We start from the raw sequence: 21,946 nt of genomic DNA on the forward strand, positions 1-21,946 counted from the left end.
CGGCGTCAGCCGGCCCGCTCCCGGACGAGGGCGGCGAGGTCCATCCGGGCGAGGCCGCGCAGGCCGGGGCGCTGCGCGAGCCAGGCGACGGCGAGCACCGCCAGCGCCGACCAGGCGAACGTCGCCGGCTTGATCTCGGTGTGGAAGGACATCAGGTCGCTGTTGAACGCGCCGAGGAACGCGCCGGTCGCGAGCCGTCCGAGGAGCAGGCCGGGGACCGCGCCGGCGGCGACCACCAGGAGGTTCTCGGCGGTGACGAGCCGGGCGAGGCGGCGCCGCCCGACGCCTGCGGCGCGCAGTGTGGCCAGTTCGGTGCCGCGTTCGGCGAGGTTGACCGACAGGGTGGCGAACAGCACGGTGAAGGCCAGCAGCCCGCCGAACGCGAGCATGACCGCGACGAACACGTAGAACAGGTTCATGTACTCGTCCATGGTCTTCTTCAGCGCCTGCGCGTCGGTGTAGGCGACGACGCCGGGCCGGGCGGCCAGGGCGCGCTCGACGGCGGCGCGGTCGGCGCCGGGGTCGAACGCCACGAGGACGGTGTCGGGCCGGGCGCCGGGGTCCCACGCGGCGACCTGGCCGAGCGAGGCGTAGGCGTAGGTGCCGAGCGGCTCGTCCACGAACCCGGCGACGGTCGTGGTGGCGGTGCGGCCGCCGGGCAGGCGCAGCCCGATCCGGTCGCCGGTGTCCACGCCGAGCCTGCCGCGCAGCGCGGCGCCGATCAGCGCGCCCTGCCCGGGCAGGGCCCGTTCGCCGCCGCCCGGGGTGAGGAAGCGGTGCATCCGGGTCGTCTCGGGCAGCCCGACGACGGTGGTGGAGTACGCGGCGTCCCCGGCGGTGATCGTGACGGGCAGGTGCGCGGCGGGCTCGGCGGCGCGGACGCCGCGCGTCCCGGCGATCGCGGCGAGCCCGCCGCCGTCCAGGGGGCGGCCGAGGGTGAGCTCGGCGTCCTGCCGCTGGATCCGGTCGAACTGGCGGGACACCGTGGCCTGGGAGGAGTCGAGCATCCCCCACGACACCAGGATCAGCACGAGGGCGAGGACGACGCCGGCCATGGTGTAGAGGGTGCGGCGGAACTGGCGGACGGGGCCGCGCAGCACCAGCCACGCCCCGGCGGGCAGCCGCCCGGCGAACGGCAGCGCCCGTTCCAGCCGGGCGAGCGGCCCCGCTCCCCCGGTGCGGGGCACGGTGCCGCGCATCGCCTCGGCGGGCGGGACGCGGGCGGCCGACACGGCGGGCGCGAGGGCGGCGAGCGCGCCCGCGACGATCCCGAACGCGAGCCCGCCGAGGACGGTGGAGGCGCGCACGGACACGATCGTCTCCGGCAGCCCGATCGCGTCCCCGTACAGCCGCGTCACCGTCCCGGCGAGCAGCAGCCCGGCGGCGACGCCGAGCACGGACCCGGCGGCGCCGACCGCGACACCGGCCGCCAGGTAGTGCCCGACGAGGGTGCGGCGGCGGAACCCGCCGGCGCGCAGCGTGCCGATGACGACGCGGTCGCGGGCGACGCGGCGGGTCAGCACGACGTACACGGCGACGCCGGCGGCGGCGAGGAACAGCAGCGGGAACATCACCGCCAGCTCGGAGAACCCCTTGATGTCCTCGGCGAGGGTGGCGTTGGAGGGCTGCTCGGCGCGGGTGATCGCCGCGCCGGCGCCGTGCCCGCGGGCGGCGGCGGTGAGGGCCGCGTCCAGTTCGGCGGCGCGGTCCCGTCCGGCGGCGGTGTAGTAGACGGCCACCTGGTTCGGTGCGGCGGCGCCGGCGATGCTGCGGGCGAGCGGTTCGGGGACGAAAAGCACCCCGAACGAGCCGGGCGCGGGCAGTACGTCCTGGCGGCTGGCGGCGGGCCACAGGTACTCCGGCGAGGACGCGGTGCCGCGCACCCGCACCGTCCGCCACGCGCGGCCGTCCCACACCGACACCCCGTCGCCGGGCTCCAGGTGCGCGTGGTCGGCGATGTGCCGTTCGGCGAGGACGCCGCCGGGCGCCGCGGGGTCGAGGTAGGCGCCGGTGAGGACCTTCACCCGGTTCACCTCGGGCTGGGACCCGGCGGGCAGCCCGACGACGCGGCCGACGAGGCTGTCCCCGCCGGGCATGCGCAGCGGCACGTCGGCGACGGTGCGGGCGGCGGCGGCCGCCACACCGGGCCGGGCCGCGGCGTCCTTCGCGATCGCGGCGGTGTCGCCGCCCGCGAGGGTGAGGTCGGCGAACCGGTAGTCGCGGAAGGTCTGCCGGTATCCGGCGTCCAGGTTCTTGTAGGCGTCGTAGGACGCGCCGAACAGCGCGACGCCGAGCATCACCAGCACCACCACCGACACCAGCTGCGCGGGGCGGCGCCGCAGGTCGCGGCGGAGCTTGGTGTTGAGGACGCTCACCACGTCACCTCGTCCGCGCCCGCCGGAGAGTCGTTGGCGGCGACCTCGACGATGCGGCCGGACCGCATCCGCACCACGCGGTGCGCGATCGCGGCGATCGCGGCGTTGTGGGTGACGACCAGCACGGTCCGGCCTTCGGCGTTGAGGTCCTTCAGGACGCGCAGGACGCCGCGCCCGGTCTCCAGGTCGAGGGCGCCGGTGGGCTCGTCGCACAGCAGCAGCGCGGGGTCCTTGGCGATGGCGCGGGCGATCGCGACGCGCTGCTGCTCGCCGCCCGACAGCTGCGCGGGGAAGTGCCCGGCGCGCTCGGCGAGCCCGACGGCGGCGAGCGCGGCCGCCGCGCGCTCGCGGTCGCCGCGGCCGGTCAGCTCGGCGACCAGCCGGACGTTCTCCAGCGCGGTCAGCGACGGGACGAGGTTGAAGAACTGGAACACGAACCCGACGGTGTCGCGCCGGTAGGCGGTGCGGCCGTCCTCGCCGAGCCGGGTGATGTCGCGGCCGCCGGCGGCGACCTCGCCGGCGGTGGCGGGCTCGATCCCGCCGATCAGGTTGAGCAGGGTGGTCTTGCCGGACCCGGACGGGCCGAGCAGCACGGCGAACTCGCCCTGCCGCACCTCCAGGTCGGCCTCGCGCAGCGCGCGGACGGCGGCGTGCCCCGTCCCGTAGGTCTTGCCCGCGCCGCGCAGCAGGACCGCCGGCGGGGCGTCCGCCGGCGCGGTCCCGGCCGGGCCGGCGGGGGCGGGCTCACTCGCGTGTCGCGTCATCCTCGTCTCCTCGGTCATCCTCGTCTCCCGGGCCGGCCGGGCGCAGCAGGGCCAGCAGCCCGGCCGCGGCGTCGCCGGCCTCGGTCCCGGGGTCGATCAGGGCGTGCATGAGCAGCCCGTCCAGCAGGGCCGCGATCACCACGGCCAGGCCGCGCGGGTCGGCGTCGGGGCGCAGCGTCCCGGCCGCCTGGTTCGCGGCGAGCCGCTCGGCCAGCAGGTCGCGGAACATCCGGATCTGCCGCTCGGTCTCGGCGCGCAGCTCCTCGTCGCGGATGCCGTGCAGCATCGCCTCGACCATCACCAGCTGCCCGGCGGTGCCGGGCCCGCGCTCCACCAGCCCGCGGACGGCGTCGGCGACGCCGGCGAGGGCGTCCTCGGCGCGCAGGATGGCCTCGAGCGGCCCCTCCAGCTCCTTCTCGACCGCGTGCAGGACCGCGGCCCGCCGCAGGGCGTCCACGGACCCGAAGTAGTAGTGCACGAGCGCGTTGTTGGCCTGCGCCCGGTCGGCCACGACCCGCGACGTCACCGCGGCCCAGCCGCCCTCGGCCATCACCGCGACGGCCGCCTCCAGCAGCCGGATCCGGGTGGGCACCTCGCCGTCCGCCATCACTCCCCCGCCTCTTGGTCACTCGCTTTAAGCAACTGCCCAACTGCCCAATACGGTAGACCCGAGTCCTCGCAGCGTGCAACAGTCCAGGTCGCGGGCATGCGAAAGCCGCCGGCCTCCCGCACCCGAGGGTGCGGGAGGCCGGCGGCTGAGCTCCGCGGCGCGGGGCGCGCTCAGGCGTCGCGGCGCTTGAGCAGGTACGCGGCGACGGCGAGGAGCGCGACCGTCCAGAGGGCGAAGACGCCGTACCCCTGCCAGGGCGACAGGATGTCGTCGGGCCCCTGGTGGGCCTTGGCGATCAGCGCGCCCGCCTCCGACGGCAGGTAGGCGTGGATGTGGTCGCCGACGCTGCCGGGCAGCAGCATCGCCAGCGGCGCCAGCACCAGCACGAACCCGATGACGCCGGTGATGCCGCCGGCGGTGTGCCGCACGATCGCGCCGACGGCGAGCGCGAACAGCCCCAGCATCGCCAGGTACAGGCCGCCGCCGATGACGGCGCGCAGCACGCCGTCGTCGCCGAGGGAGACCTCGATCTTGTCGCCGCTGATCGCCGCGCCGATGAAGAACGACCCGAACGACACCGCGATGCCGAGGACGAGCACGACCAGCGCGAACACCGTCGCCTTGGCCCACAGCATCGGCAGCCGCCGCGGCACCGCCAGCAGGCTGGCGCGGATCATGCCGGTGGAGTACTCGGAGGCGACCACCAGCACGCCGAGCACGCAGATGGCCAGCTGGCTGAGGAAGAACCCGCTGCCGAGGATGAAGCTGACCGGGTCGGCGGCGATCTGCGCCCGGTCGGTGGGGCTGGTGTTGTCCCACTGCGCGATGGTGAGGCCGACCAGCAGCGCGGTGAACCCGAGGTCGAGGACGACCAGCAGGATCAGCGACCACAGCGTGGACCGGACCGTGCGGATCTTCGTCCACTCGGCGACCAGCAGCCGCCCGAAGCCGGGCTTGGCGAACTCGTCCGGGCCGGGCCGGGGCGCGGCGGCGGTGGCGGTGGCGGGCTGGGTCATCGCGGCTCTCCCTCTGCGCCCGGGACGGCTCCGGGCGCGGCCTGCGGCGCGGGCCCGGCGCCCGGCAGCGCGCCGGGGACCCCGGGCAGGCCGGGCGCCGCGGGCGGGGCCTCGCCGGCGCCGTACTCGACGCTGTCGCGGGTCAGTTCCATGAAGGCCGCCTCCAGGGAGCCCCGGGTCGGGGTCAGCTCGTGCAGGACGATCCCCTCTGCGGCGGCGAGCTCTCCCACGCGGGGCGCCTCCATGTGGGTGACGGTGAGCAGGCCGTCGCCGCCCGGCTCGGTCTTGCCGCCCTCGGCGGCGACGACGCCCGCCAGGCGCTCGGCGTCGGGGCTGCGCACCACCACCGCCTTCTGGGTGCTGCGCTCGATGAACTCCTCGGTGGAGCAGTCGGCGATCAGCCGGCCGCGCCCGATGACGATGAGGTGCTCGGCGGTGACGGCCATCTCGTTCATGAGGTGGCTGGAGACGAACACCGTCCGGCCCTCGGCGGCGAGCCGCTGCATGAGGGTGCGGATCCACACGATGCCCTCGGGGTCGAGGCCGTTGACGGGCTCGTCCAGGATCAGCACGGACGGGTCGCCGAGCAGCGCGGCGGCGATGCCGAGCCGCTGCCCCATGCCGAGGGAGAACCCGCCGGCGCGCTTGCGGGCGGGCCCGGTGAGCCCGACGAGGTCGATGACCTCGTCGACGCGCCTTCTGCCGATGCCCTGCGTCTGTGCCAGGCACAGCAGGTGGTTGTAGGCGCTGCGGCCGGTGTGCACGGCCCGCGCCTCCAGCAGCGCGCCGACCACGCGCAGCGGCGCGTTCAGGTCGCGGTAGTGGCGGCCGTGGATGCGGGCGTCGCCGCGGTCGGGCCGGTCCAGCCCGAGCAGCAGCCGCATGGTGGTCGACTTGCCGGCCCCGTTGGGGCCGAGGAAGCCGGTCACCCGGCCGGGGACGACCGTGAAGGACAGGTCGTCCACGGCGGTCTTGTCGCCGTAGCGCTTGGTGAGGTTCTCCGCCTCGATCATTCACACGTCCCGGTCGGTTCGGCGGCGTTTTCCGTGATCACGGTCACATTAGCGCGTCGGGCGCGGGGCGCGGATCCTCCGGAGTGCGGAGCCGCCTCCGACCTTCGTAGGGGGCGGCGGCCGGGGTCCGGCCGCGCCCCGACCTTATTGACCGTTCGTCAATAGGTGCGGGAGGATGGCGGGCACGACCCGACCGCTCGGGAGGCACGCTTGCCCGCCACACCCCCGATCCCCGCGCCCGACCCGCCGGCCGAGCGGCTCGCCGACCGCGACGTGCTCCGCGCGCTCGCCGCCGAGCCCCTCGTCGGCCTCGCCGCCGGCCGCGCCCTGCTCATGCAGCTCGCCCACCCGGCCGTGGCCCGCGGCGTCGCCGAGCACAGCGACTTCGCCGACCGGCCCCTCGCCCGCCTGTTCGGCACCCTGGACTTCCTGCTCGTCACCACGTTCGGCACCCCCGACCAGGTCGGCCGGATCGCCGCGAAGGTCCGCGGCATCCACGGCGCCGTCCGCGGCGAGGGCTACTCCGGCAACGACCCCGGCCTGCAGCTGTGGGTCAACGCCACCCTCATCGACTCGGCCCTGTACGTCCACGAGACCCTCATGCGGCCCCGCGACGACGACGGCCTGCCCGAGGACTACTACCGGCAGGCGCGCGTCGTCGCCGAGGTCCTCGGCTGCCCCCTGGACGCCCAGCCCGCCGACCTGGCCGCGTTCCGCGCCTACATGGCCGACACCCTCGCCGCGCTGGAGGTCACCGACACCGCCCGCGAGGTCGCCGACGCCGTCCTGCGGCCCCGCAGGCTGCGCGTCCTGTTCCCCGCCCTGGCGGTGTTCCGGCTCGTCACCGCGGCCATGCTCCCCGAGCCGCTGCGCGCGCAGTACGGGCTGCCGTGGACGCCGGGCCGGCGCCGCGCCGCCGCGCTGCTGCTCGGCACCGCCTCCGCCGTGCACCGGGTCACGCCCGGCGTGCTGCGGCGCCCGCCGCGGCCGATCCTGGTCCGCCTCGCCACCCACCGCGTGAACCGGACCCTGTCCGCCCGCCGCGCCCGCCGCCGCGACGGCCGCCCCTGACCCTCCGGGCCGGGGGCCCGGTCAGGCCACGGACGAGTACGCCACGACACCGCGGCGCATCGCGTCCATCGCCCGCCGCGCGGTCTTGCGCAGGTGGCTGTTCTCCGGCGCCGCGTCGACGATCTGGCCGAGCAGGTCCAGCAGCTGCTTGACCGCGCGGACGAAGTCGCCCGCGGTCAGGTCGCTCTCCAGCAGCACCTCGTCCAGGTCGTCGCCCTTGGCCCACCGGTACGCCGTCCACGCGAACCCCAGATCGGGCTCCCGCAGGAACGACACCCGGTTGTCGCGCTCGACCGCGTCCAGCTCCCCCCACAGCCGCACCATCGCCGCGAGGGCGTCCTGCGCCGCGCCGCCCGGCGTGCGCGGCGGCGTCGCGTCGTCGGGCTGCCGCGACTCGTACACCAGCGCCGACACGCACGCGGCCAGCTCGGCGTGGCCGAGCCTGTCCCACAGCCCCTCGCGCAGGCTCTCGGCGGTCAGCAGGTCCAGCTCGTTGTAGATCCGGCCGAGGCGGCGGCCCGCGTCGGTGACCGCGTCGCCCTCGTCGAGGTACCCGAGCTGCTGCAGCACCGCGCACACCCGGTCGAACGTCCGCGCGATCACCTGCGAGCGGCCCTCCACCCGGCGCCGCAGCTGCTCGGTCTCCCGGTCCAGCCGGTGGTAGCGCTCCGCCCAGCGGGCGTGGTCCTCGCGCTTGTCGCAGCCGTGCACGGGGTGGCGGCGCAGCTCGGCGCGCAGCCGCGTCACCTCGGCGTCCTCGGCCGCGGCCGAGTCGCCCCGCGACCGCTTGCGCTCCCGCACGTCGTCGGGCACCCGGTTGCGCAGCGTCGACGCCAGGTCGCGGCGGTCCTGCGGGTTGCGGGGGCTGAACGACTTCGGGACCCGGATCCGGTCGACGGGCTCCACGGCGCGCGGGAAGTCCTGCACCGACAGCCGCTGCACCGACCGGTTCACCGTCAGCACCAGCGGCGCCGGGCCGTCCGAGCGGCGCCCCACGCCCGGGTCCAGGACGACGGCCAGCCCCGACCGCCGCCCCGACGGCACCAGGATCACATCGCCCGGCCGCAGCCGCTCCAGCGACCTGGCCGCCTCGGCGCGCCGCGCCGACGACCGCTCCCGCGACAGCTCCGCCTCCCGGTCCGACAGCCGCCGCCGCATCGCCGCGTACTCCATGAAGTCGCCCAGATGGCACTGCGCGGCCTCGGCGTACCCCTGCAGCGCCTCCTCGTTCTTGCGGACCTGCCGGGCCAGCCCGACCACGGCCCGGTCGGCCTGGAACTGCGCGAACGACTCCTCCAGCAGCGTCCGGGCCCGCTCGATCCCGACGGCGCCGACCAGGTTCACCGCCATGTTGTAGGACGGCCGGAAACTGGAGTTCAGCGGGTAGGTGCGAGTGCCGGCGAGCCCCGCCACCGACGCCGGCTCCACGTTCGGGCCCCACACCACCACGGCGTGGCCCTCCACGTCGATGCCGCGCCGCCCCGCCCGGCCCGTCAGCTGCGTGTACTCGCCGGGCGTCAGGTCGACGTGCGCCTCCCCGTTCCACTTGTCGAGCTTCTCGATCACCACGGTGCGGGCCGGCATGTTGATGCCGAGCGCCAGCGTCTCCGTCGCGAACACCGCCTTGATCAGCCCGCGGGTGAACAGCTCCTCGACGATCTCCTTGAACGTCGGCAGCATCCCGGCGTGGTGCGCGGCGACACCGCGCTCCAGCGCGTCCAGGAAGTCGCCGAACCCGAGGATCCGCAGGTCCTCCGGCGCGATGTCGGCGGTGCGCAGCTCGGCGTGCGCGCGGATCTCCTCCGCCTCCTCCTTGGAGGTCAGCCGGATCCCCGCGTGCAGGCACTGCAGCACCGCGGCGTCGCAGCCGGCGCGGGAGAAGATGAACGTGATCGCCGGGAGCAGCCCGGCGCGCTCCAGCCGCTCGATCACGTCGGGGCGGTGCGGGGGCCGGAACCGCTGCGGGCGCGGCGCCCGCCGCCGGCCCGTCCGCCGCCCCTGGTTGACCTTCGCGCGGCGGACCTCCTCCACCGCCATCCGCGTCAGCTGCGGGTTCAGCCGGGCCTGCCGGTCCCTGCCCTTGCCGGTGTCGGCGAACAGGTCGTACAGGCGGGACCCGACGAGCATGTGCTGGAACAGCGGGACGGGCCGGTGCTCGTCCACGATCACGGCGGTGTCGCCCCGCACCTCGTGCAGCCACTCGCCGAACTCCTCGGCGTTGGACACCGTCGCCGACAGCGCCACGATCCGCACCGAGTCCGGGACGTGGATGATCACCTCTTCCCAGACGGCGCCGCGGAACCGGTCGGCGAGGTAGTGCACCTCGTCCATCACCACGAACGCCAGCCCCGCCAGGGTCTGCGACCCCGCGTACAGCATGTTCCGCAGCACCTCGGTCGTCATCACGACGATCGGCGCCTCGCCGTTCACGCTGTTGTCGCCGGTCAGCAGCCCCACCTTCTCCGCCCCGTACCGGCGGACGAGGTCGGCGTACTTCTGGTTCGACAGCGCCTTGATCGGCGTGGTGTAGAAGCACTTGGTGCCGCCGGTCAGCGCCAGGTGGACGGCGAACTCCCCCACCACGGTCTTCCCGGATCCGGTGGGCGCGGCGACCAGGACGCCGCTGCCGTCCTCCAGCGCCTGGCACGCCTCCAGCTGGAACCGGTCCAGCTCGAAGTCGTACAGGGTGCGGAAGTCCAGCAGGGCCGGGCCGTGCCCCGCGGTGCGCCTGCGGTAGGCCGCGTAGCGCTGGGCCGGGGACTGCTCGGCCGACGTCGTGTCGGGGGTGGTCATACTTCGAGCCTACGGTTTCGACCGGCCCGATACCCAATCAGCGGGCCCGCTCGCCCTTCTCCAGCTCGGCGTCGATCGCCTCCAGGTCCAGCGGGGACGCCTCGTCGTCGGCCAGGCCCGCGTACGGATCGGGCCGGTTGGCGCGGCGGCGGTCGTTGACGAACGCCAGCAGCGCGGCGATCTCGAACAGCAGCACCGTCGGCAGCGCCAGCGCCAGCATCGTGAACGGGTCCGCGCTCGGCGTCGCGACCGCCGCGAACACGAAGATGCCGAACAGGATCATCCGCTGCGACCGGCGGATCCGCGACGAGCTCAGCACCCCGGCCAGGTTCAGCACCACCACGAACAGCGGGAGCTCGAACGTCAGCCCGAACACCAGCAGCATCGTCAGCACGTAGCCGAGGTAGCTGTCCACGGTGATCAGCGGCTTGACGTCGTCGGCGACGAACCCCAGGAAGATCGCCAGGCCCTTGTCGACCGTCAGGTACGCCAGGCCGGTCCCCACGAAGAACAGCGGGACCGCCGCGCCCAGGAACACATACGTCCAGCGGCGCTCGCGGTTGTACAGCCCCGGCGCGATGAACGCCCACAGCTGGTACAGCCACACGGGCGCGGAGATCACCGCGCCGATGATGCAGGAGATCTTCAGCTTCAGGAAGAACGAGGAGAAGATCCCGTTGACGAACAGGGAGCACTGGTCCTTGTCGACCACGTGGGACTGCGGCAGCGAGCAGTACGGCTGCTTCAGGAAGTCCCAGACCGGGTCGAACAGCAGCCAGCCGGCGATCGCGCCGACCACGAAGGCCAGGATCGCCTTGATCAACCGGTTGCGCAGCTCACGGAGGTGGTCCATGAGCGGCATGCGGCCGTCGGGGGCGGCGTCGCGCCTGTTCAGCTTCATCGCGGCCATTCAGGCTCTCAGGGGGCGGCGGGGCGGGATCGTCGCGGCGGGCCGTCAGCCCTGGCGGAGCCGGTCGGGGTCCGACACCGGCACGCCCTGGATCGGCTCACCCGAACCGAGCGCGCCGCGCGGGCGCTGCCCGCCCTCGGCCGCCGCCGCCTCCCGCTCCAGCCGCGCCGCCTCCTCGCGCAGCCGCGCCGCGCGCTCGCGCGCGTCCGCGTCACCCTGCGACTGGGACGTCGGCTGCGCCGCCGACGCCGGCGTGGCGGCCTGGTCGGCGGGCGCGTCCTCGTCCTCGCGCAGCCCCTTGGTCTCCGCCTTCAGGATCCGCGCGGACTTGCCCAGCGACCTCGCCAACTGCGGCAGCTTCGCCGAACCGAAGATCAGCACGACGACCAGCAGGATGATGATCAGTTCGGGAGTCCCGATGTTCGGCATGGCAATCCTCTTCAGCAGACGGCACTCACGCAGATCGTACGCCCTCCCCGGGCGTTTGTGACGACCGGGATTCGTCGAGGCGGGACAGTTCATCGCGCAGCGCCGACTGTTTCGGCTCCAGCCGCCGCCGCGTGCGCTCCAGTTCACGGCCGAAACGCCGCACGCCCAGCCACACCTTGAACGCGCACCAGGCGAGCACGGCCAGCCCGGCGAAGCCCAGCGACACCGACACCGCGACCCACATCACCCGGCGAGGCTACCCGATCCGCTACGCCAGGCCGTACCGGGACAGGGCCCGCGCCGCGTCCTCGCGCACCCCCGCGGCGACGGCCTCGGGCGCCACCACCCGGCCCTGGTCGCCGAGCCGCAGCGCCAGCCCCCGCACCCACCGCGCGTCCGGGGACCGCAGGACCACGCGCAGCCGCCCCTCGCCGAGCTCCTCCACGCTCTCGCACGGGTAGTAGTCCGCCACCCACCGGCCCCGCGGCGTCAGCTCCAGCGTCACCGCCGCGTCGTGCGGCGACGGGCGGAACAGGCCCGCGTCCACGTCGATCGGCTCCGCCTCGTCCGGCACCTCCGCGGGCACCTCCAGCACCGCCAGCCCGGCGATCCGGTCCAGCTTGAACAGCCGCACCGCCTCCGCCCGCCGGCACCACCCCTCCAGGTAGGTGTTGCCCTCCACCACCAGCAGCCGCATCGGGTCGACGTCCCGCTCGGTGTTCTCGTCCCGCGCCGGCACGTAGTACGTCAGGTGCACCCGGCGGCGCCGCGCGATCGCGTCCCGCAGCACCCCCACCGCGGTGCGCGCCGGGTCGGCGGTGCCGCCGTAGGCGTCCACCTCCACCGCGACCTGGCTGGAGGCCGCCGCGGCCTCCCCCGCCGCGCTCTCCAGCTTCGCGATCACCCGGCTCAGCGCGTCCCGGTCGTCCAGGTCCGGGATGCCCGCCAGCATCCGCAGCGCCACCAGCAGCGCCGACGCCTCGTCGGTCTTCAGCCGCAGCGGCCGCGCGATCGACTCCGCCTCCGCCACCGTGATCTCCCCGCCCTCGTAGGACAGGTCGATCGGGCAGTACGGGTCCGGCGCCCGCAGCTCCACGCACCACAGCAGGTTCAGGTCGTCGATCAGCTGCTTCTCGGTCACCCCGAACGCCGCCGCCGCCTCGCCGAGCAGCACCGAGTCCCGGTTCACCACGTACGGCACCAGGGCCAGCAGCCGCCCCAGCCGGTCGGTCGACGTCGTCGCCGCCGCCTTCCCGCTCATCGCACCTCCCCCTCCGGCGCCGGCCGGACGCCCGCGCCCGCCAGCACCGACTTCAGATGCTGGATCACCGCCTCCCGCAGGTCGGGCGGGTCCAGCACCACCACGTCGTCGGCGAACCGCGCCAGGTACGGCGCGAACCGGTCCACGTCCCGGAACGTCAGCACCGCCTCGTCCCACTCGCCGTCCCACGCCGCGTCCCGCACCGGCCGCACGTCGCGGGCCCACCGCCGCGGGCCCTGCGCCGCGCCGCGCCGCAGCCGCACCACCGCCGGCCGCGGGTCGCTCACCGGGTCGCCCCAGTCGAACGCGATGCGCCGCACGTCCACCCCGTCCGGGACCGCCACCGACCCCGCCGGGCCGTCCGCCGCGACCTCGCCCACGATCCGGCTCAGCCGGAACACCCGCTGCTCGTCGCGGTCGCGGTCGAAGCCCACCACGTACCAGCGGCCCCGGCGGCTCACCACCCCCCACGGCTCCAGGTGCCGCCGCACCACCGACGTCCGCCCGATGCCCTGGTAGTCGAACGCCACCGGCCGGCCGTCGCGCACCGCCTCCCACAGCGCCGCGAACGACGGCTCGTGGGTGTTCACCCGCGGCTCGATCCCCACCGCCGGCGCCGCGTCGGTCTCCACCCCCGCCGCGCGCAGCTTCAGCAGCGCCCCCGACGCCGCCTCGGCCATGCTCGCCCGCTGCCACACCCGCGCCGCCAGGCCCAGCACCGCCGCCTCGTCGGGCGTCAGGTGGATGTCGGGCAGCTCGTAGGCCTGCGGCGGGATCCGGTACCCGATCTCCTCACCGCCGCCGCCCTGCAGGTCGCTGCCGACCTCGAGGGGGACGCCGAGCTCGCGCAGCTCCTCCTTGTCCCGCTCGAACATGCGCTTGAACGCCTCATCGGAGTCCGGGTAGCCGGGCACGGCCCGGCGGATCTGCTCGGCCGTCAGATAGCGCCGGGTCGCGAGCAGGCAGACCACCAGATTCAGCAGGCGCTCGGTCTTGCGCCGCGACACTCCGCCACCACCTCGTTCCCTCCGTGTCCCCGCGTGGCCCCGCCCCCGCCGGGTGGGCCGATCGTCCCCGCGAGCCGTCGTGCAGGACGCTACCGTTTCCCGGTGTGATCCGATGGCGCAAAGGCACAGTCGAGGACATCCGCCGCGAATGGCCGGGGGCGGTCGAGCTGACCGTCTCGATCGGGGGCGACGGCACGCACCGCGCCCTGGCCTACCCCGCCCTGGTCGGGCGGCCCGAACCGGGCGATACCGTCCTGCTCAACACTACGGCCTTGGCGATGGGCCTCGGCACCGGCGGCTACGCCATGGTCGTCGCGGTCCCCGACCGGCTCCCCCCCGACCCGGCCGGCCCCGGCCACCTGGTCAAAGCCCGCTACACCCCCCTGCAGGCCACCGTCCTCGGCGCCGACGAGCAGGACTCCCCCCACCACGACCTGCTCCGCGACGCCGACTCCCTCGGCGGCATGCCCGTCATCGTCGCCGACCTGCACTCGGCGCTGCCGCCGATCCTGGCCGCGCTGCTGGCCGCCCGGCCCGCCACCCGCGTCGTGTACGTCATGCCGGACGGCGGCGCGCTGCCGTCCTGGTTCTCCATGTCCATCGCCCGGCTCAAGGACGCGGGGGCCCTCGCCGCCACCATCACCACCGGGCAGGCCTTCGGCGGCGACCTCGAAGCCGTCACCGTCCACACCGGGCTCCTGGCCGCGCGGCTCGTCCTGGACGCCGACGTCGCCGTCCTCGCCCAGGGCCCCGGCAACCTCGGCACCGGGACGACCTGGGGGTTCTCCGGCGTCGCCGCCGGCGAGGCCGTCAACGCGGCGTCCGTCCTCGGCGGCCGGCCCGTCGGCTCCCTGCGCGTCAGCGAGGGCGACCGGCGCGAGCGCCACATCGGCGTCTCCCACCACTGCCTCACCGCCTACGGCCGCGTCGCCCTCGCCGCCGCCGACATCCCCGTCCCCGAACTCGGCGGCGCCTTCGGCGCCCGCGTCGCCGCCGAGGCCGCGCCGCTCGGCGACCGGCACCGGCTCGTCCCCGTCCCCGTCGACGGCCTCCACGCGACCCTCAGGGCCGCCGAGAAGGACTGGGGCGTCCGGCTGTCCACCATGGGCCGCCGCCTCGACGAGGACCTCCCCTACTTCCTCACCGCGGCCGCCGCCGGCCGCCACACCGCCGCCCTGCTCGGCTAGCGGCGCCCTTCCCGGGTCACGGGACCGCGGCGGCCCCCGCCGCCGCGGTCTCCTCCTCCGCGGTCTCCTTCGCCGCCTCCTTCGCCGCGGTCTCCTCCGCTGCGGCGGCCTCGGCGGCGGTGTAGGACGCGTTGAAGGTGAACGCGCGCGGGGACGGGCCGTGGGCGCGCAGCAGCGCGAGCCGCTCCAGGCCCTCCTCCACGGTCGGGATCCTGCCCGCCGGGATCCACCACATCACCAGATGCGCCTCCAGGTGCCGCCGGAACCACTCCCGGCGCCGCCGCAGCGTCTCCAGGTGCGCGCTGCGGTACACGAAGTCCCACAACTCCTCGGCCGACTCCCACACCGAGTAGTTGACGATCACGTCCGCGCCGGCGGGGCGCATCCCGGTCGCGTCCGGCTCCCCCTCCTCCACCAGGCGCCACACGAAACCCGGCGCGGCGTCGGCGAGCGCGTTCACCGGATCCAGCAGCGCGACGAAGTCGGCCATGCCCGGCGCGTCGAGGGGCTCCAGGAGGGTGGCGACGTTGAACTCGGCGAGATGGTACGCGGCGTCATCGGTCATGATCCCCACCTCACCACGGCGCCCTCTTCTATGTCAACGCTCATTGTTTTTAGAAGGCGGCGCCGCGGCGGGCGGCTCCGGCTCCGGCTCCGGCTCCGGGACATCCGCCGCCGCGCAGCACCAGCCCGGCCGCGGATCCATCCGCACCCGCACCCCCGACCCCTCCACCAGCCCCTCCAGCAGCGCCAGGTTCATCCCGCACACCAGCGGCGGGAACAACTCCGCCACCGCGTGGAACGGGCAGTTGCGCATCCGCAGCACCGCCCCGCCCTCGTCCGCCACCGGCTCATAGCCCCGCTCCGCCAGCACCCCCGCCAGCCCACCGGCGCCACCGCCCCACACGCCCCGCAGCGCCCGCCCCCGGCGCCGCGCCGCGTCCTGCACCTCCATGTCCAGGCCCGCCGCCTCCGCCGCCTCCGCCAGCACCCCCGCCGCCGTCCCGTAATCACGCGGCGGCACCGACACGCCCAACTCCGCCGCCGACCGCCGGTACACCTTCGCCGGACGCCCCGCACCCGGCCCCGACCGGCCCGTCAACCGCCGGCTGCCCGCCACCAGCAGCCCCGCGTCCACCAGCTTGTCCAGATGGAACGCCGCCAGCGTCCGCGCGACGCCCGCCGCCTCCGCCGCCTCGTTGCGCCCCACCTCGCGCCCCTGCGCGGCCACGAACTCGTACAGCCGCCGCCGCACCGGATCCTGCAGCAGCGCGATCGCCTCGATGTCCTCCACCCCGCCATACTAAGAACAACGAGGACTCCGCTTAGAACCGCCGCCGCGACGGAAACGGCGGGCACACGGCAGAGGTCCAGGTCGGGACGGGGTGCGCGGCGCGGGTCAGTGCGCGGCGCGGGTCAGTGCGCGGTGCGGGTCAGTGCGCGGTGCGGGTCAGTGCGCGGTGCGGGTCAGTGCGCGCCGAGCAGGTCCACCACGAACACCAGCGTGTCCGAACCCTTGATCCCGAACTGCGCCAGCCCCTTCGCCCCGTACCCCAGCGACGGCGGCACCACCAGCAGCACCCGGCTCCCCACCCGCTGCCCCACCAGGCCCCGGTCCCAGCCCTTCATCACCTGACCGGTCCCGATCACCGCCGCCGACGGATGCCCCGACGACCACGACGAATCGAACACCCGCCCGTCCCGCCAGAAGTACCCGCCGTACTGCAGCACCATCAACTGCCCCTTGCGCACCGCCGGGCCGTCACCCCGCACCAGCGTCCGCACCTGCAGCTTCTTCGGCGCCGCCGACCGCGGCATCGTCACCACCGGCGCCTGCCCCGCCGGCGCCTCCGCCACCTTCGGCAGCCCCGGCTCGCTCAGCGGCGCCTGCTTCGCCCCGTGCGGCCCCGCCGACTTCGGATACACCGCCCGCACGTCCAGGACGTACACCAGCGTGTCGTCCCCGCCCACCTGGTGCTTCGGATCCCCGTCGGCGCCGAAACCGTCCTCCGGCGGAATCCGCGCCACCACCCGCGACCCCGCCCGCGCCCCCACGAACGCCTTCGTCAGCCCCGGCACCAGCCGGCCCGTCGGAAACGCCCCCGGCTGCCCCTTCGCGTAACTGCTCGCCAGCAGCTTGCGCCCGTTCTCACTCCACCGGTAGCCCACATAATCGGCCACCACCAGATCACCCTTGCGGGCCGCCGCGCCCTTGCCCTCCGCCAGCGTCTCCACCGCGAACGAGTCGTCCGGCGCACCCTTCGGGAACTTCACCTCCGGCAGCTTCCCGACATCGCCCCGCACCGTGACGCCCACACCGTCGCCGCCCCACCAGCACCCCGCCGACAGCGCCAGCGGCGCGGCGAGCACGACGACCACGGACAGCAACCGGGAACGGCGGAGCATACGGGGGTCCTCCGAGGGGCGACGAACCGCTACTGCGCGCTCACCCTACCGCCCTGGTGACCCGCCGGTAGCCCCCGGCGCGCGTGTCGCACCGGGGGCCGCCGCACCGCCGCTACATCCCCGCGATCAGCTTGTCCACCCGCTCGTCCACCGACCGGAACGGGTCCTTGCACAGCACCGTCCGCTGCGCCTGGTCGTTCAGCTTCAGATGCACCCAGTCCACCGTGAAGTCACGCCGCTTCTCCTGCGCCTTCCGGATGAACTCGCCCCGCAGCCGCGCCCGCGTCGTCTGCGGCGGCACCGACTTCGCCTCGAAGATGTCCAGATCGCGGGTCACCCGGTCCACCGACCCCCGCTTCTCCAGCAGGTAGTACAGGCCCCGGTCCCGGTGCACGTCGTGGTACGTCAGATCCAGCTGCGCCACCCGCGGCGACGACAGCGGCAGATCGTACTTGCGGCGGTACCGCTCGATCAGCTTGTACTTCGTCACCCAGTCGATCTCCCGCGACACCAGGTCCAGATCGCCGGTCTCCACCGCCCGCAGCGTCCGCTCCCACAGCTCCAGCACCCGCTTCGCCGTCGCGTCACCGCCGCGCGCGTCCACGAAGTCACGCGCCTTGCCGAAGTACTCCTTCTGGATCTCCAGCGAACTCGCCTCCCGGCCGTTCGCCAGCCGCACCTTCCGCCGGCCCGTCATGTCATGGCTCACCTCGCGGATCGCCCGGATCGGGTTCTCCAGCGTCAGGTCGCGCATCACCACGCCCGCCTCGATCATCCGCAGCACCAGATCGGTCGCCCCGACCTTCAGCAGCATCGTCGTCTCACTCATGTTCGAGTCGCCGACGATGACGTGCAGCCGCCGGAACCGCTCCGCGTCCGCGTGCGGCTCGTCCCGCGTGTTGATGATCGGACGCGACCGCGTCGTCGCCGACGACACGCCCTCCCAGATGTGCTCCGCCCGCTGCGACACGCAGTACACCGCGCCGCGCGGCGTCTGCAGCACCTTCCCCGCACCGCAGATGATCTGCCGCGTCACCAGATACGGGATCAGGACGTCGGCCAGCCGGCCGAACTCCCCGTGCCGCCCCACCAGATAGTTCTCATGGCAGCCGTACGAATTCCCCGCCGAATCCGTGTTGTTCTTGAACAGGTAGATGTCGCCGGCGATCCCCTCCTCGCGGAGCCGCCGCTCGGCGTCCACCAGCAGACCCTCCAGGATCCGCTCACCCGCCTTGTCATGCGTCACCAGGTCCACGACCGAATCGCACTCCGGCGTCGCGTACTCCGGATGGCTCCCCACGTCCAGGTACAGCCGCGCCCCATTGCGCAGGAACACATTGCTGCTACGACCCCACGACACCACCCTCCGGAACAGATAGCGCGCCACCTCGTCCGGCGACAGCCGCCGCTGCCCCCGGAAGGTACAAGTGACGCCGTACTCGTTCTCAAGCCCGAAGATGCGCCTGTCCACACCAAGACCCTATGCGGCCAGGCCCCCACTTGGCAGTCTCTCGACCCCACCGTTTCCCGCGGCCCCCGCGACGCACCCCTCCGCACCCGGAAAGGGCAGAGCCCGCCGCGGCGAAGCGGACACGACCGCCCCGCCACGACGGGCCCGAACCCCGGAACCCGCGCCCGCCCCCGCGCGGGGGCGGCGCGCAGGCCCGCTCGGCCTCAGTCCTCGTCCGCCCCCGACGTAGAAGACGAACCCGCGGAACCGCCCGGCTCCGCATCGCCCGACGCGGCGCCCGCCCCGCCGGAGCCCTCCGCCGCCGACAGCAGATCCGCGATCCGCGCCGCCGTCAGCCGCTTGAACAGCCGGTGCTCCCGGTTGCGGTCCAGCACCGCGACCTCCAGCGACGTCGCCTCCAGATGCCGATCCGAATCCTGCGCCTCCAGCGCCCGCACCGCCGTCCGCAGCGCCTCCACCAGCGACGAACCCTCCCGGTAGCCGTCCTTCAGCGACTGCGCCACCGCGTCCGCCTGCCCGCCCATCGCGACATAGCCGTGCTCGTCCGCCACCGAACCGTCGAACGTCAACCGGTAGATCTGGTCGGTCTCCGCGTCCTCACCCACCTCCGCGACGACCAACTCCACCTCGTACGGCTTGTTCGTCTCCGTGAAGATCGTGCCCAGCGACTGCGCGTACACGTTCGCCAGCCCCCGCGCCGTCACGTCCCGGCGGTCGTACTGGTACCCGTTGATGTCGGCGTACCGCACCCCGCCCAGCCGCAGGTTCTCGAACTCGTTGTACTTCCCCACCGCCGCGAACGCGATCCGGTCGTAAATCTCACTGATCTTGTGCAGCGCCCGCGACGGGTTGTCCGCCACGAACAGGATGCCGTCGTCGTACTGCAGCACCACGACACTGCGGCCACGCGCGATACCTTTGCGCGCATAGTCCGCCTTGTCCTTCATCTGCTGTTCGGGCGACACATAGAACGGCATGGACACCGGTCAGGATCCCTTCTATCGCAGCGGGGCGGTCGGACCGCCCGGCGAGTCGTAACGTCCGTCGACAACGGCCTGCGCCAGCGCGCCCACCTCGTCCTCGCCCAGCCGGCGATACCCGTCCGACGTCACCGACGCCACCACCGGGAAGATCCGGCGCGTCAGATCGGGCCCGCCCGTCGCCGAGTCGTCATCCGCCGCGTCGTACAGCGACTGCACGCACACCAGCGCCGCGTCCTCCGCCGACAGGTCGCCCCGGTACAGCTTCTTCAGCGCGCCGCGCGCGAACACCGACCCCGAGCCGATCGAGTGGAAGTCCCGCTCCTCGTACCGGCCCCCCGCCGGGTCGTAGGAGAAGATCCGGCCCTCGTCCCGCTCCTCGTCATAGCCCGCGAACAGCGGCACCACCGCCAGGCCCTGCATCGCCATCGCCAGATTCTGCCGCACCATCGTCGCCAGCCGGTTCGCCTTGCCCTCCACCGACAGCGTCCGGCCCTCGCGCTTCTCGTAGTGCTCCAATTCCACCTGGAACAGCCGCACCATCTCGATCCCGATGCCGGCCGTCCCGGCGATCGCGATCGCGGAGAACTCGTCCGCCCGGAACACCTTCTCGATGTCGCGCTGCGCGATGACGTTGCCCGCGGTCGCCCGCCGGTCCCCCGCCATCACCACCCCGCCGGCGAAGCTCACCGCGACGATCGTCGTCCCGTGCGGGATGTCGTCCCCCGCCCGCGACGCCGGCGGCGTCCGCCCCCCGGGCAGCGACTGCGGGGAGTACGCCCCCAGGAACTCGGTGAACGACGACGTATCCGGGTTCGCGAACAACCCGGGCAGACGCCCGATGTGCGAATCGTGGGACGCCACGCGACTCCCTTCCCTCCACCATGGCACCGGCGCGACAACCCCACCGGCACGGACGTCTACGACCCTACTGTTCAAGGTCGCCCGCGCGCATGCCACGCGATCCCCACCCGCCTAAGCCCACGGCGAACCCTTCGACCGCAAGGGCCTCGCCCTGCTCGGCACCACAGCGGCCCCACGCGCACTGAACGGCCCGCCGCCCAGCCACCCTGCGACTCTGCTCTCAGGCCGTCTCAACCGGGCAGGACCAGATCCTGCCTGGCTTCATCCCACGTCGGCATGTCGAGTTCCTCGTCGAACGGCAGCGTCTCCTTGCGGAACAGGCCGTCCTCCTCCCAGTACGCCTTCCAGCCGCCCCTCGGCACCGCGGCCGGATCGACGTCCGGAACCGTGAGCGACAGCCGCGTCCCGCCCCCGTCCGTCCCCACCGTCCGCACGAGCCGTTCCGTCACATAGTCCGCCGCGCGGCGCAGCGCGATCGGGTCGTCCCGCAGCTGCCCCATACCCGAGTTGCACCCGACACACGTCAGGCCGCGAACCGCGCCGGTCTTGTGATCATGATCGACGTGCTCCGCCGGATGGTCCGAGCACACCGCGCAGTACCCCACCTGCACCTTGAGGAGCCACTTCGTGTCGTCGTCGTTGATGCCGTACTTCTGCCGCAGGTGGTAGTGCCGCGCCGACTGCGTGGCGTTCGCCCGCGCCCTCCAGAACGGATCCCAGCGGACGCGGTCGGGGCCGCCGAAGAGCGGAGCACCGATCTCTATGCGCAGCCGCCGCGCATGAGGGCCCCGCAGCTCGAGGTAGTTGGCCGCGAGGCGCATGCGGTCGGGGTCGTCCCGGAACTGCCCGAGCCCGCCGTTGCACTTGAAGCACAGGATGCGCCTGACGATGCCGGTCAGGTGGCTGTGGTCGACGTGCTTCGCATCGGCCCGCAGGCAGATCGCGCAGACCCCGCCCTGCTCTGCGATCATCCGCGCGACCTGCTCCTCGGTGAGGCCGTAGCGCAGCTTGAGCAGGTAGTTGCGGCTGCTCCCGTGGTTACGCTTCGTGATCTCCGCTATGGCCGCCGCGTGACAGGGGCGACAGTAGGCGGCGAGCCCGGACTTTTCGGAACGATTACTCCCAAACTCCTCGATTTTTTTAGTCTCATCGCACCGCGCACAGTACTTCATCCCCTCCGGGACATCTGAACGCCTGCGATATGGCCTCACTTTCTTACCGATCTGCGTCTGCTTTTTCCGATAAGAGCGACTGTTTCGGATCCCGAAGCAGACCTTGCAGTAGGGAGCCCGGCCGTCTACGGAGGACTTGCGCTTCCAGAACTCTCCGACGGACTTGACCGAACCGCAGTCCGAACATCTTTTCGAAGTCATGGGCGGGACTTTAGCAGTCCCGCCCATGACTTCGTTGCACTTTGCCGATCAAGAAAGCCCCACCTAAAGCAGGCCTTCCCTGCCACTTACGGAATGTCCGATTTGTATATCACTGTCCGCCTTTTTGGATGTATGCACGGACAAAGTCTTCTGCGTTCTCTTCCAATACTTCGTCTATTTCGTCCAGAATTGAGTCCACGTCGTCCGTGAGCTTCTCCTGGCGCTCTTGCACGTCCTCGGTGGTCGTGGCCTCGGTCTCCTCGACCTCTTCCGTGCGCCGGGTGGTCTGCTTCTGACCGCCGGTGTCCTTCGTGGCCATTCCGTACCTCCGCTCTGCCGGTGCCTCCGACCCTAGCCGGGATCTTCGACGGCTAGCGGATCTTGAAACGTCCGTTTCGCCGTCCCGGTTCCCCCCG

Annotated in this window: 21 protein-coding genes; 2 read left to right on the forward strand and 19 right to left on the reverse strand. The window is 73.4% G+C overall.

The window, feature by feature from the left end; all coding sequences use genetic code 11:
- Positions 1-5: 5 nt before the first annotated feature.
- The 5 genes from HUT06_RS22565 to HUT06_RS22585 form a co-directional block, all read right to left on the reverse strand.
- Positions 6-2,375, reverse strand: coding sequence for an ABC transporter permease (locus HUT06_RS22565; protein ID WP_176197551.1), 2,370 nt, complete (start codon positions 2,373-2,375; stop codon positions 6-8).
- The gene (locus tag HUT06_RS22570) at positions 2,372-3,139 is read right to left on the reverse strand and encodes an ABC transporter ATP-binding protein (protein ID WP_176197552.1); all 768 of its coding nucleotides are present in this window, start codon (positions 3,137-3,139) and stop codon (positions 2,372-2,374) included. The genes HUT06_RS22565 and HUT06_RS22570 overlap by 4 nt, the downstream gene beginning before the upstream one ends.
- Positions 3,120-3,746, reverse strand: a complete 627-nt coding sequence (locus HUT06_RS22575; protein WP_176197553.1) for a TetR/AcrR family transcriptional regulator — start codon at positions 3,744-3,746, stop codon at positions 3,120-3,122. Before HUT06_RS22575 ends, HUT06_RS22570 begins: the two co-directional genes overlap by 20 nt.
- Positions 3,747-3,919: 173 nt before the next feature.
- On the reverse strand, positions 3,920-4,765 hold the full coding sequence (locus tag HUT06_RS22580; protein ID WP_176197554.1) for an ABC transporter permease: 846 nt from the start codon (positions 4,763-4,765) through the stop codon (positions 3,920-3,922).
- A complete protein-coding gene (locus HUT06_RS22585) occupies positions 4,762-5,778 on the reverse strand; it encodes an ABC transporter ATP-binding protein (RefSeq protein WP_176197555.1) in 1,017 nt (338 codons plus the stop codon). Before HUT06_RS22585 ends, HUT06_RS22580 begins: the two co-directional genes overlap by 4 nt.
- A gap of 210 nt (positions 5,779-5,988) precedes the next feature.
- Between HUT06_RS22585 and HUT06_RS22590 the strand changes: the two genes are divergently transcribed.
- Positions 5,989-6,849 carry an oxygenase MpaB family protein gene (locus tag HUT06_RS22590; RefSeq protein ID WP_254715328.1) on the forward strand — a complete coding sequence of 287 codons (861 nt, stop codon included), beginning with the start codon at positions 5,989-5,991 and terminating at the stop codon, positions 6,847-6,849.
- A gap of 21 nt (positions 6,850-6,870) precedes the next feature.
- Here the strand turns inward: HUT06_RS22590 and HUT06_RS22595 are convergent, their stop codons facing one another.
- From HUT06_RS22595 to HUT06_RS22620, 6 genes are read right to left on the reverse strand one after another with little or no spacing between them, the layout of a single operon-like run.
- The gene (locus HUT06_RS22595; RefSeq protein ID WP_176197557.1) at positions 6,871-9,642 is read right to left on the reverse strand and encodes an RNA helicase; all 2,772 of its coding nucleotides are present in this window, start codon (positions 9,640-9,642) and stop codon (positions 6,871-6,873) included.
- A 37-nt stretch (positions 9,643-9,679) separates the two neighbouring features.
- Entirely contained in the window at positions 9,680-10,543 is an 864-nt protein-coding gene (gene tatC / locus HUT06_RS22600; protein ID WP_176197558.1) for a twin-arginine translocase subunit TatC, read from the reverse strand.
- A gap of 54 nt (positions 10,544-10,597) precedes the next feature.
- A complete protein-coding gene (gene tatA / locus HUT06_RS22605) occupies positions 10,598-10,981 on the reverse strand; it encodes a Sec-independent protein translocase subunit TatA (RefSeq protein ID WP_176197559.1) in 384 nt (127 codons plus the stop codon).
- A gap of 25 nt (positions 10,982-11,006) precedes the next feature.
- Positions 11,007-11,225: a hypothetical protein gene (locus HUT06_RS22610; protein WP_176201548.1), complete on the reverse strand. Its 219-nt coding sequence runs from the start codon at positions 11,223-11,225 to the stop codon at positions 11,007-11,009.
- A 24-nt stretch (positions 11,226-11,249) separates the two neighbouring features.
- On the reverse strand, positions 11,250-12,242 hold the full coding sequence (locus tag HUT06_RS22615) for a YafY family protein (protein WP_176197560.1): 993 nt from the start codon (positions 12,240-12,242) through the stop codon (positions 11,250-11,252).
- Positions 12,239-13,249, reverse strand: a complete 1,011-nt coding sequence (locus tag HUT06_RS22620; protein ID WP_176197561.1) for a YafY family protein — start codon at positions 13,247-13,249, stop codon at positions 12,239-12,241. Before HUT06_RS22620 ends, HUT06_RS22615 begins: the two co-directional genes overlap by 4 nt.
- Before the next feature lie 104 nt (positions 13,250-13,353).
- On the opposite strand from HUT06_RS22620, the gene HUT06_RS22625 reads away from it, so the two are divergent.
- A complete protein-coding gene (locus HUT06_RS22625) occupies positions 13,354-14,436 on the forward strand; it encodes a DUF3866 family protein (protein WP_176197562.1) in 1,083 nt (360 codons plus the stop codon).
- A 16-nt stretch (positions 14,437-14,452) separates the two neighbouring features.
- Here the strand turns inward: HUT06_RS22625 and HUT06_RS22630 are convergent, their stop codons facing one another.
- The 8 genes from HUT06_RS22630 to HUT06_RS22670 form a co-directional block, all read right to left on the reverse strand.
- Positions 14,453-15,001 carry a DUF3291 domain-containing protein gene (locus HUT06_RS22630; RefSeq protein WP_176197563.1) on the reverse strand — a complete coding sequence of 183 codons (549 nt, stop codon included), beginning with the start codon at positions 14,999-15,001 and terminating at the stop codon, positions 14,453-14,455.
- Between the two features lie 33 nt (positions 15,002-15,034).
- On the reverse strand, positions 15,035-15,730 hold the full coding sequence (locus HUT06_RS22635; protein WP_254715329.1) for a metalloregulator ArsR/SmtB family transcription factor: 696 nt from the start codon (positions 15,728-15,730) through the stop codon (positions 15,035-15,037).
- A gap of 173 nt (positions 15,731-15,903) precedes the next feature.
- Positions 15,904-16,842 carry an FKBP-type peptidyl-prolyl cis-trans isomerase gene (locus tag HUT06_RS22640; protein ID WP_176197564.1) on the reverse strand — a complete coding sequence of 313 codons (939 nt, stop codon included), beginning with the start codon at positions 16,840-16,842 and terminating at the stop codon, positions 15,904-15,906.
- A gap of 112 nt (positions 16,843-16,954) precedes the next feature.
- A complete protein-coding gene (pafA, locus tag HUT06_RS22645; protein WP_089325990.1) occupies positions 16,955-18,313 on the reverse strand; it encodes a Pup--protein ligase in 1,359 nt (452 codons plus the stop codon).
- A 203-nt stretch (positions 18,314-18,516) separates the two neighbouring features.
- On the reverse strand, positions 18,517-19,290 hold the full coding sequence (gene prcA, locus HUT06_RS22650; RefSeq protein ID WP_176201549.1) for a proteasome subunit alpha: 774 nt from the start codon (positions 19,288-19,290) through the stop codon (positions 18,517-18,519).
- Between the two features lie 21 nt (positions 19,291-19,311).
- A complete protein-coding gene (prcB, locus tag HUT06_RS22655; protein ID WP_176197565.1) occupies positions 19,312-20,157 on the reverse strand; it encodes a proteasome subunit beta in 846 nt (281 codons plus the stop codon).
- Between the two features lie 230 nt (positions 20,158-20,387).
- On the reverse strand, positions 20,388-21,530 hold the full coding sequence (locus tag HUT06_RS43950) for an endonuclease VII domain-containing protein (RefSeq protein ID WP_217711400.1): 1,143 nt from the start codon (positions 21,528-21,530) through the stop codon (positions 20,388-20,390).
- Positions 21,531-21,639: 109 nt separating this feature from the next.
- Positions 21,640-21,849 carry a ubiquitin-like protein Pup gene (locus tag HUT06_RS22670; protein WP_021593619.1) on the reverse strand — a complete coding sequence of 70 codons (210 nt, stop codon included), beginning with the start codon at positions 21,847-21,849 and terminating at the stop codon, positions 21,640-21,642.
- Positions 21,850-21,946: the final 97 nt, after the last annotated feature.

It is taken from the genome of Actinomadura sp. NAK00032 (genome assembly GCF_013364275.1).
In the GTDB taxonomy this organism is placed as follows: Bacteria; Actinomycetota; Actinomycetes; order Streptosporangiales; family Streptosporangiaceae; genus Spirillospora.